Origin of the sequence: Salegentibacter maritimus, assembly GCF_016236915.1 — a bacterium.
In the GTDB taxonomy this organism is placed as follows: domain Bacteria; phylum Bacteroidota; class Bacteroidia; order Flavobacteriales; family Flavobacteriaceae; genus Salegentibacter; species Salegentibacter maritimus.
On sequence record NZ_JAEHOK010000005.1, the window covers coordinates 190,613 to 199,514 of the forward strand.

At 35.7% G+C, this 8,902-nt stretch carries 7 protein-coding genes, 1 tRNA gene and 1 pseudogene; 6 read left to right on the plus strand and 3 right to left on the minus strand.

What is annotated here, in order from left to right:
- Positions 1-237, minus strand: coding sequence for a FeoA family protein (locus tag I6U49_RS05780; RefSeq protein WP_394370304.1), 237 nt, complete (start codon positions 235-237; stop codon positions 1-3).
- 76 nt (positions 238-313) lie between these two features.
- Complete coding sequence (locus I6U49_RS05785; RefSeq protein ID WP_193712055.1) at positions 314-985, minus strand: SCO family protein; 672 nt, start codon at positions 983-985, stop codon at positions 314-316.
- A gap of 219 nt (positions 986-1,204) precedes the next feature.
- On the opposite strand from I6U49_RS05785, the gene rseP reads away from it, so the two are divergent.
- The 6 genes from rseP to I6U49_RS05815 all read left to right on the plus strand — a co-directional run bounded on the left by rseP (position 1,205) and on the right by I6U49_RS05815 (position 7,682).
- Positions 1,205-2,521 carry an RIP metalloprotease RseP gene (rseP, locus tag I6U49_RS05790; RefSeq protein WP_198627937.1) on the plus strand — a complete coding sequence of 439 codons (1,317 nt, stop codon included), beginning with the start codon at positions 1,205-1,207 and terminating at the stop codon, positions 2,519-2,521.
- A 98-nt stretch (positions 2,522-2,619) separates the two neighbouring features.
- Positions 2,620-2,693: transfer RNA gene (locus tag I6U49_RS05795), tRNA-Asn, on the plus strand.
- A 163-nt stretch (positions 2,694-2,856) separates the two neighbouring features.
- Positions 2,857-4,470 (plus strand): mechanosensitive ion channel family protein, encoded by a 1,614-nt coding sequence (locus I6U49_RS17180; protein ID WP_198627938.1) that lies wholly within the window; start codon positions 2,857-2,859, stop codon positions 4,468-4,470.
- A gap of 369 nt (positions 4,471-4,839) precedes the next feature.
- Positions 4,840-5,589, plus strand: coding sequence for a PepSY-like domain-containing protein (locus I6U49_RS05805; protein WP_198627939.1), 750 nt, complete (start codon positions 4,840-4,842; stop codon positions 5,587-5,589).
- Between the two features lie 293 nt (positions 5,590-5,882).
- Positions 5,883-6,989 (plus strand): phosphoribosyltransferase-like protein, encoded by a 1,107-nt coding sequence (locus tag I6U49_RS05810; protein ID WP_198627940.1) that lies wholly within the window; start codon positions 5,883-5,885, stop codon positions 6,987-6,989.
- A 288-nt stretch (positions 6,990-7,277) separates the two neighbouring features.
- Positions 7,278-7,682 (plus strand): RNA-dependent RNA polymerase family protein, encoded by a 405-nt coding sequence (locus I6U49_RS05815; protein WP_198627941.1) that lies wholly within the window; start codon positions 7,278-7,280, stop codon positions 7,680-7,682.
- An 11-nt stretch (positions 7,683-7,693) separates the two neighbouring features.
- Here I6U49_RS05815 and I6U49_RS05820 read toward each other — a convergent pair.
- Positions 7,694-8,832: pseudogene (locus I6U49_RS05820) on the minus strand (IS3 family transposase).
- Positions 8,833-8,902: the final 70 nt, after the last annotated feature.

An 8,902-nucleotide genomic window follows, 5' to 3' on the forward strand; every position in this document is an offset into this window, starting at 1 on the left:
TTAGTTTATAAGGTCAATTTCAATAAGTAAAGCGATTTCTCTTCTTATGGCCAGGTGGCTACCGTTAATGTTTAAATACATTGGATCTTTAAAGGGTGCCAATTGCAACATTTCTACTTCATTGCCCGGCAAACAACCCATTTCCAGTAATTTTAACGGGATATTTTCTTCTGAAAATTCTTTGATAATCCCACGTTCTCCACGTTTTAGATCGGCCAGAGTTCTAATCACTTTTATTTAGATTAAATTTAAACAAGGCAAAAGTAAGGTAAAAATTCAGCAGTAAAAAAATTTGACGAGAAAAACCCAGTTTTTATCGATATTCCTGTTTTAACACCTCAATATCGTGCATTAGGCTTTCTATAGCTTCGGCATCAGTACCATCGTAAAAGCCTCTAATTCGTTTTTCTTTATCTACAAGCACAAAATTTTCGGTATGTATCATATCGTAAGGCCCGCCATCGCCATTGCTTTTAGAAGCCAGGTAAGATTTTCTGGCAAGCTCATAAATATGCTTTTTGCTACCGGTAACAAGGTTCCATTTTTCATCTAAAACGCCTTTTTCTTCCGCATAGGCTTTTAAAACGGGAACCGAATCGGTTTTTGGAAAAACCGTATGTGAGAGCAATAATACTTCAGGATCGTCTTTAATTTCCTCCTGAATATCCAACATATGATCGGTCATTACAGGGCAAATGGTTAGGCAGGTGGTAAAAAAGAAGTCGGCCACATAAATTTTATCCTTATAGTAATCTTGCGTAATGGTATCGCCGTTTTGATTAATCAACTCAAAATCTTTAACCGTATGATATTTGCGCACGTGTTGTACAGTTGAATCTACTAATTCAACATTTACCATATCTGGTTGATAGACGGGTAGACGTTCTTTGGGAGTTAGAAGGGTGTAAATACTATACACGATAATTGCTGAGAGTATAAACAATACAATAGCAAATTTTTTAAGCCAGTTAAATAGGTTGCGCATATTTTTAAATTAACACAAATTGAACTAATACTTTTCTAAACCCGGTTTCCCCTATACATTAAACTCTGGGAATACTTTATGCAAAATTAAGGCCTGCTAGTTAATTTGTCGCAGTTTAAAACTTAAAATTTCAGTGTGTTAAAACCGAAAGGCTTTTAACTTTTCTAGGATGCTATAAAAGATTACTTTTGTGCGACTTAAAAATTTGAAGAATTACACATGGATCCATTTATAGTTAAAGCCATACAGTTACTGTTAAGCTTGTCTTTACTTATTGTTTTACACGAACTGGGGCACTTTATACCCGCCAAATTATTTAAAACCAGGGTAGAGAAATTTTTCCTCTTTTTTGATGTGAAGTTTGCTCTCTTTAAAAAGAAGATAGGCGATACTGTTTACGGTATTGGTTGGTTGCCTTTGGGCGGATATGTAAAAATATCGGGGATGATAGACGAGAGTATGGATAAGGAACAAATGGCAAAACCCCCAGAGCCATGGGAGTTTAGAAGTAAACCAACCTGGCAACGACTTATTATTATGCTTGGAGGGGTTACCGTAAACCTGGTACTTGGTTTTCTTATTTATATGATGATTATGTTTGTTTGGGGTAAAAATTATATTGGCCCTGAGCAAATGCCGGAAGGTTTTGCAATTGCCAAAGAATTTAAGCAATATGGATTTAAAGATGGCGACCGGGTTCTGGAAATTAACGGTGAAGACCTTCAAAATAGCGACGATGTAAATCGTTACCTCTTTATGCGCGATGTAAACAATATTACTGTTTTGCATCAGGATGGAAATGAAGAGGTTATTGAGGTACCTGAAAATATAGGCGAGCAAATGTGGGAACAGGGCGTTATGTTGCCTTTTATTCCTATTCAAAATGCAGTTTTAGATAGTGTGGTTGCCGAAATGGCCGCAGGTAAGGCCGGCTTGAAAAAAGGAGATAGTCTAATTTCTATCAATAACCGTGAGATAGGTTATTGGCATACCATTGGCCCGGTAGCTGCCGAAAACAAAGGAAAAGAAGTAGAGGTGATTTTTAAACGTGGCGATGAGATAAAGAGTGCCATGGTTACGCCCGATGAGGAAGGGAAGCTTGGAATAACCCCGCGTCGTGATTTTGAAATTAAAACGCAAAAATATGGCTTTGTTGAAAGTATAAAACAAGGTTTTGATTACGGTTATTGGACCCTGCACGACTATGTAGCGCAATTTAAATATGTATTTACCCAAAAAGGAGCCTCTCAATTGGGCGGTTTTGGAGCTATTGGAAATATGTTCCCCGATACCTGGAATTGGAAAGGCTTTTGGCATACAACGGCCCTTATTTCTATTATCCTGGCGTTTATGAATATTTTACCTATCCCCGCTTTAGATGGAGGGCATGTAATGTTCCTTTTATATGAAATGGTAACTGGAAGAAAACCCAACGATAAATTTATGGAAATTGCCCAAATGCTCGGCTTTTTTATCTTAATCGCATTGGTTCTTTATGCTAATGGTAATGATGTATATCGCTGGTTATTTGAGTGATACGGAAGCGAGTAAAATTTATTCAAAAAAAAGTCGATTTTTGTTTTGTGGTGATTTAAATTTTGACTTATATTTGCAACCGCTAAAGAGCAAAACACTCCTCCTTAGCTCAGTTGGTTAGAGCATCTGACTGTTAATCAGAGGGTCCTTGGTTCGAGCCCAAGAGGAGGAGCGAAATAGAAGAAACCAGTCTTGAAAAAGGCTGGTTTTTTTCGTTTAAAGTCTTTTAGAGTATCAATGATATCCTTTTTTATCTTGAATCCAGGTGTCTTAAGTGCTCCAGATGTAGAAATTGATAATTAATTAGTAAATTAGAAAGGTGAGATACTTCAAAAGTGAAAAAGCTAAAGTGTTTATCGGTTTTTTGTATATGTCTATGGGCAGGTGCTCTGTTCGCCCAGGATGTTTCAAATGACAGTCTTTTAAACGCAGCTTCGGTTGCCGACACACTTAAAAAGAAAAGGACGGGTTTCCCGGTATATTTAAAAGAGGATAGCCTTTTTGTTGTGTTTGAGGCTTTGGGTCCATATACTGCCAGGGAGAGGGCTCAACGCAGTACTAATTTGATTAACGAACTTTTTCAAGGGGAAGAGGTAGACAGCACTCTATTTTACCTTCAAGAAAATTCAGGGCTCATTATCTTAAAGTATAAAGACCTGAGCCTCGCCAGTGTTACTCCGCAAGATGCAGTATTCTTAAAAGATTCACAGGAAAATCTTGCCCAGAGATATTTGACTTCCATCATTGAGGTAGGCCTCAGCTACCACAAAAAGGAGGTGTGGTACAAAAAATGGATTCGAATAGGCTTGTTGGTTCTAACACTGGTTGTATTTGTTTTTCTAATTAAATTCCTTAACCGGGGAATTAACTTTCTTATTCATAAATCTCTTGATAGAGAATCGGGCTATCTTAAAGGAATCAAGATTAAAGATTACGAATTTATATCGGTAAATAAGGAGAGGTGGCTTATTATGCAGGCACTAAAAGTTTTGAAATGGATCATAATCATTTTTCTTTTTAGTCTCGCACTCCCTTTACTTTTCAGTATATTTCCTGCTACCGAGCCACTATCTAATACCATTTTCAGCCATATAGTTAATCCTCTTAAGAATTTTGGAAATGCTATTCTGAAGTACATACCTAACTTGTTTACAATATTTATTATAGTTCTTATTGCCCGGTTTGTAACTAAGTTTTTGTATTTCCTTTCTACCGAAGTTGAAAAAGAAAAGCTGAAACTCCCGGGGTTTTATTCAGATTGGGCCAGGCCAACCTTTAACCTCTTAAGGGTAATTGTGTGGGCATTTGCCTTTATTACCATTTTTCCTTACTTACCGGGAAGCGACTCGGCAGTTTTTCAGGGCGTAAGTGTTTTTCTTGGATTACTTATCTCTTTAGGTTCTTCTACGGCTATTGGTAATATAATAGCCGGCCTGGTGATTACCTATATGCGTGCATTTAAGATAGGAGACCGGGTAAAGATAGGGGAGACAGTTGGAGATGTAATTGAAAAAACCATGCTTGTAACTAAGGTGCGTACCGTTAAGAACGAGGAAGTGGCTATTCCCAACGCCGCAATTTTAACCGGTAGTACTATAAATTATACCGCAAATGCCGGTAAGCTCGGTTTGGTATTGCACTCAAAAGTTACAATTGGTTATGATGTGCCCTGGCGGAAAGTACACGAGCTATTGATTGAGGCTGCCTCGCAGGTAGAATCGGTTAATAAAGAACCCCGGCCGTTTGTACTGCAAACTGCATTAGATGATTTTTCGGTGAGTTATGAGATTAACGCTTATACCAACAACCCCCGAAAATCTCAACAAATCCTTTCAAACCTGCATGAGAATATCCAGGATGCCTTTAACGAAGCCAATATAGAAATACTCTCGCCGATATATTCTTCAATTCGCGACGGGGATCATCCAATTTTGAAGAGAAAAGACTAACATTCATTCATTTTATAAGTTGATTATCCCGGTGGAGAATTACAGTAGAAATCCGGGTAGCGGGATTTACAGGTTTTTCCAAGAAACCCTTTCGGGATTCTAATTTATATTCAGCTTAAAAATATGTTGGATCTTGAAATAAATTCAGGATGAAGATTTAAAATAAAAGTTCAAGAACATTTTTATCAGTAGAAAAGGGTCGTATAAAACACTTCTTTGTAAATTAAGTAGAAACTTTATTTTAAGTGCATGCTTTTAAGACAGCTGTTGAAATACTGTAAATAATAAGAATTTATACAATGTAAAAGTGACTAAGGCGTTATGTATGCTAAGGAATACACACTTAAACACTAATTTAAATGTATGAATATGAAAATTAATTATTTACCGGGAATTTTAGTATTAATGCTATTATTTCAATCGTGCTCAGAGAGCGACGATACCAATGAGCCAGATTTAAATGCCGTAGCTTTTTCGGCTGATGCACATGTGGAAACCTCAACATTGCCACAAAGTATTCTGGATTATATAACAGTAAATTACCCCGGACTTACCATTGTGGAAGCCGAAATTGAGGATAACCAGAATTTTGAAATTGAGCTTAGCAATGATACCGAGTTGATTTTTAATGCTCAGGGAGAATTTTTGGGAGTAGATGATGAGGAAAATGAATTTGATGATGAAGAAATTGATCCGGCAGTATTGCCACAGAATATCCTGGATTTTATAAGCGATAATTTCCCGGGACTGGGTATAGATGAAGCCGAGTTGGAGAACAATGGAAACTACGAGATAGAGCTGGATAATGATATCGAGCTTATTTTTGACGGAGAAGGAAATTTTCTAGGTCAGGCAAAAGACGAAAATGAAGATGAAGAGGGCGAAGACGAAGAAGATATTAATCCGGGTGAATTGCCGCAAATAATCCAGGATTACATCACAGAAAACTATCCCGATAATATCATTATCGAAGCAGAAGTTGATGAAGATGAATATGAGGTAACCCTGAATAATGGCGTGGAATTGGAATTCGACCTGGAAGGAAACTTGCTAAATGTAGAGGATGGAAATGGCGAAGATGATGATGACGACGATGACGATGACGGGGATGATGATTAAAGTTTAAAGAAAACATACTCAATTACCTTAAGGCACAGCTTGGGGGTTTCGATTATCGAGTAAAACAGAAAAACCGGTCCTAACAAAGGCCGGTTTTTTTGTTTATGAGTGATAATGGCTTACAGGGTTTTAAAAAGTGATTTTTTCGGTCTTAACTTTACGTTTTTCCGTAAGCTTGTTTTGTTTTATTGATTTATATTTAGCGAAACCGCAGGTTATCCTGAATTATATTTGGTTAAATAAGTGTATTTTGGGAGATAAAATGAGTTAGCGCTAATGCTAAAAAAGACGAATTGAAAAAAGAAAGAATTGATCAAAATATCCTAGTAAGAATAAATCTTATATGTCAAGGTTTAAAATTTTCAGTTTCGGAAATTAGAATACTTAATTGGCTAAAAAATTTTGAAGAGTCAGAGTATGAAATGGCTTTAAAAATTTTAGAAAAATTAAAATATTATACCACCTCTGAAATAATATTTGAATTTAATGAGAACCTTAAAAGGTTACTTCATTATATTCCTAATGGCAAAAGAATCTTTGTAACTGGGTTAGGTGAGTTCGGCAAAAGCGGAAGTTCCTTAATTTATTATTTTAAAAAAACTCCTGCATATAAAAGAGATGAAACAAAATTTAAAATTCTTAAGCATCTTAGAAAATTAAAAAGTCAGGGTTTAAGGGATGGAGATTATTTAGTACTATTAGATGATATTATTGGTACAGGGGAATCTTTGAATAAATTTTATCGTCATGAGATTCATCAGCAATTAGTAAAAGATGATTTGAAACCTGAAATTATTGTATTAAGTGTAGCATACATGCAGCACTCTATTGTATTATTAGAGGAAAAAATTCCAAGGTTCTCAATTTATGGAACGCCTTATATTAAGGCTTTTGCTTCTGGTAGCTCTGTTTTCGGATACAGACCGAAAATGCTGCCTCTACGTGAATTCGCACACAACTACGGTAAAGACCTATTTGAAACCTATAATCGTGAAACCAAAAAAATTGAAAAACATCCGCTGGGATATAATAATTCTCAGTCATTAATAGTTTTTCCGCACTCAGTACCCAATAATACCTTACCAATTTTTTGGTCAAATAAAAATAAATGGTATCCACTTTTCCCAAGAAGTGCTGAAGCTAAGCTTTCAAGATTGAAAGATTTCAGACAGGAAAATATCCATTGGTTCAATACCGCGAAATCATTGAATATCTTTGAGAACAAGGAAGAATTGGATTTCAATCATAAATTATTATTTAATAATGTAGATTATAGAATCTTAGCAGTCATAAGACTAAAAAGAAGAAGAAGTATTGATCCAATTATTTGCCAAATTCTTAATATTAGTATTAATGAATTAAATGAAATATATATTGAGGGACAAAAAAGACTTAACTGAAAAGGCAATTAAAATATATCAACTGATTTTGAAAAAGGTAAAAATCAAAAATTCAAAAAGAAATAGAAAGTCATATAATATTGAATCCGAAAAATACTATATTCCCACAAAATTCTTGGGGTGGTCATAAGCTGATTAGCTTTTCTCTTTTGGAGATATCTTGCTTTTTGAGCAAGGCAATTCTAAAGCTACTTTACATTAACAGCTATATAACATTTTTGGCCCACACGCCTTCAACCCGCATGTTATATAGCTATCACTAAGCGTTCAAATTTCAAAAAAGAGTAATTGGCTATGACCTTTTCCCGAGAAGATTATATTAAACTAGCAAAGGAACAGAACAAATCCGAGAAATTTATAAAAGAAACGGTAGCATATGCCGAGGCACTCCAGAATAAAGGAATCCCCGTAATATTTTCGACTTTTCATTTAGCTAAAATCCTTGGGATTTCCTATGATGAGTTAAACTATATAATTAATAACAGAAGTAATTTTTACAAGTATTATCAAATAAAGAAAAAAAGAGGAAAGGGTAAAAGACAGATTATTGTACCATACAACAACTTAAAGTCCATTCAAAACTTCATTCTTAAAGAAATTCTTGATAAAACTACATCTAACTCAAATGCATATGGTTTTATAAAAAAGAAATCAATTTTAGATAATGCAAAAATTCACTCTGAGAAACTGTAGCCTTCCCCAATTTAAGACAGGGCTAAATTCAATAAATTTTCATTAATATCATTCGATTCGGGGAAGAATTCTTCCCCGAATCGAGGTTTGTACTCCCTTGGTGATTTATTGCCCAGGGATTGATGCGGATGGTTATTATTGTAATCTTCCATCCATTTATTGCTTAAAGAACGCAATTGATGTAAATCATTAAACCAGTAAGCATCTAATATATCTTCTCTATAAAATCTATTTAAACGTTCTATATACCCGTTTTGCATTGGCTTACCTGGCTGGGTATACCGTATTTCCACACGTTTTCTATTGCACCATTGACTGAATGTTTTAGAGATAAACTCAGGGCCATTATCACAACGGATAGTTTGTGGTAATCCAATTTCTTCTTCTAATTGTTCTAAAGTCTCCACTAGCTTTCTAGCAGGATAGTTCAACCCTGGATCTACAGCCAGTACTTCTCGGTTGCAATCATCAATTATATTTAAGACACGTACCTTTCTGCCATCAGAAAGGACATCTGACATAAAATCCATACTCCAAACCTGATTCAATTGTTCAGTGGTCTCTAAAGGATGTTTTACCCTACCTGTAATGCGCTTTTTATGTTTGCGCCTTAGCTTAAGCTTCATCTGCCGGTATACTCGTAATACCCGTTTCCGGTTCCACTTATGGCCTTCGCGACGTATTCGTTTATAGTATTCATCAAAACCTCTGGTGGGCAACTCAGTGGCCAATTCAGAAAGTTTATCGATTACCTCATAATCGTCTCGCTTAGTCTGATAATACCACATCGAACGGGTTAAACCTACTACATTACAGGCTCGTTTTATGGAGACCTGGTACTCCTTGATCAAATAAACCGCTCTATGCTTCTTGTCGGAAGGCCTTAGAACTTTTTTGACAGTATATCTTTCAGCATTTGGTTATCTAGACTGGCATCGGCATACATCTGCTTGAGCTTGCGATTTTCTTCTTCCAACTCCTTAAGCCGTTTTAGCTCACTAGTTTCCATTCCACCATATTTCTTACGCCAATAATAGATAGTGCTTTTATCAATACCCAGTTCTCGAGCGATATCACCAACAGCTCGGCCTTGTTCGTTTTCTTTCAAGATCTTGATGATCTGACTTTCTGTAAATCTACTTTTTTTCATCGGACAGTTTATCGTTTTTAAAATTAACAATTTCGAATTTTAAACTGTCTTATTTTTAGGGAAGGCTACA

Coding starts and splice junctions, on each gene's coding strand:
- I6U49_RS05785 (WP_193712055.1), bottom strand. CDS start 985: ATGCGCAACCTATTTAACTGGCTTAAAAAATTTGCTATTGTATTGTTT.
- rseP (WP_198627937.1), top strand. CDS start 1,205: ATGGATCCATTTATAGTTAAAGCCATACAGTTACTGTTAAGCTTGTCT.
- I6U49_RS05805 (WP_198627939.1), top strand. CDS start 4,840: ATGAAAATTAATTATTTACCGGGAATTTTAGTATTAATGCTATTATTT.